This is a genomic window from Pseudoalteromonas sp. SG41-5 (assembly GCF_014164495.1).
GTDB classification, from domain to species: Bacteria; Pseudomonadota; Gammaproteobacteria; order Enterobacterales; family Alteromonadaceae; genus Pseudoalteromonas; species Pseudoalteromonas rhizosphaerae.
On sequence record NZ_JACJFH010000231.1, the window covers coordinates 1 to 1,262 of the forward strand.

The 1,262-nt window shown below is 38.1% G+C and carries 2 protein-coding genes; both read left to right on the forward strand.

Features of this window, described 5'->3' with window-relative positions:
* On the forward strand, positions 1-873 hold an 873-nt coding region (locus H5232_RS23240; protein ID WP_259400194.1), incomplete at its 5' end, for a hypothetical protein.
* Between the two features lie 96 nt (positions 874-969).
* The coding region (locus H5232_RS23245) for a hypothetical protein (protein ID WP_182798118.1) at positions 970-1,262 on the forward strand (293 nt) is incomplete at its 3' end.

The following is a 1,262-nucleotide window of genomic DNA, read 5'->3' on the forward strand; positions in this document are numbered from 1 at the left end:
TGCTATTTATATAATTTACCTGCAAGAAAGCAAAAAGAAATACAAAAACATCCTGAACGATATAAAGTAGAAATGTGCGGAAATAGCCCAATTAGAGTTATATTGTTTGGCCCAATCATAATCGGCTTTGTTTTAAGTTTGTTACTATTACTATCTTGTATTGTGATGACATATTCGGATGAACCTTATCATTGGTGGGTGCCCGCACTTACTTTTTCTTGGAACCTGTTTTTTCTTAACTTATTACCACTAACAGAGAGTTACCTCCCTAAAAAGCAAATATATTTTGACAGAAAAAAACAGTTAGTCGGCTTTACTTATAAGATACCCGGTTGTGAAGAGCGTGATGAGCTGGGTAATTGCTGTTTTAAATGGGCTGATATTGTATGCCACCTTGATATAGTGGCAACACGCCCGGGTGTAATGGGGTTTGTGCCTTTTATTAGTCATATTGATGAGGATAAATACCCTGAGACTAAAATAGCTGTTCAAGTGCCTGATAACTCAAATAACCCGATGAACTGCTATTTATATTGGGAACGAGTAGTGCGGTTTATGGATAACAACCAACCACTGCCTGATGTGCCTGAGTATGAAAACTACCGCCACCTTGATGAATTAACTGCTGAATTTGATAAGCAAAATGACAGACCCAATAATTTTTGGAGTGATTTTTCGCTTGCTCAACAAGTCGAAATTTGGCAGAAATTCAATAAAGAGGCTGCGCATTTTAATTGGCTTAGAGCTACACCGAACGAAGAAATAACCAAACCTTGGCTGCATTTTAAAGGTGAGCCTGAGCGTATCGAAAAACTAACATGGAAATACAAAGCAAAGCGCTTAGCACTGCAGTTGTTTATGGGAATACCTTGAACATCTTATAATTAGAATAGGAGTTAAAATGGGTGTCTAGCTTATTTCCAATGACGTCGAAGATGCAAAAAATATGCAGAAATGATACAACTTCAAATGTCACGTTACACAAAGCATCGAGTATTTAAACAAATCCCCCTTAATTCCCCCATATTAGTAGATGCGATATGGATGCTTCAGCCTGCTCGAACAGGTTGGCAAGCTGAAATAAATTACAATGCATTTTTGACTGAATTTGGTTTGCAGCCAGGCGACCAGATAGAGCTCAAACTAGAAGCCACGGTGTACCCCAGTGGTAAAGGTCAACCAACAATTCAAGGGTTTAATAGTATTTATGGCTTACCAATCGAATATTACAAAGCAGGTGAAAAGCCAGGGTTCTTTTCTTG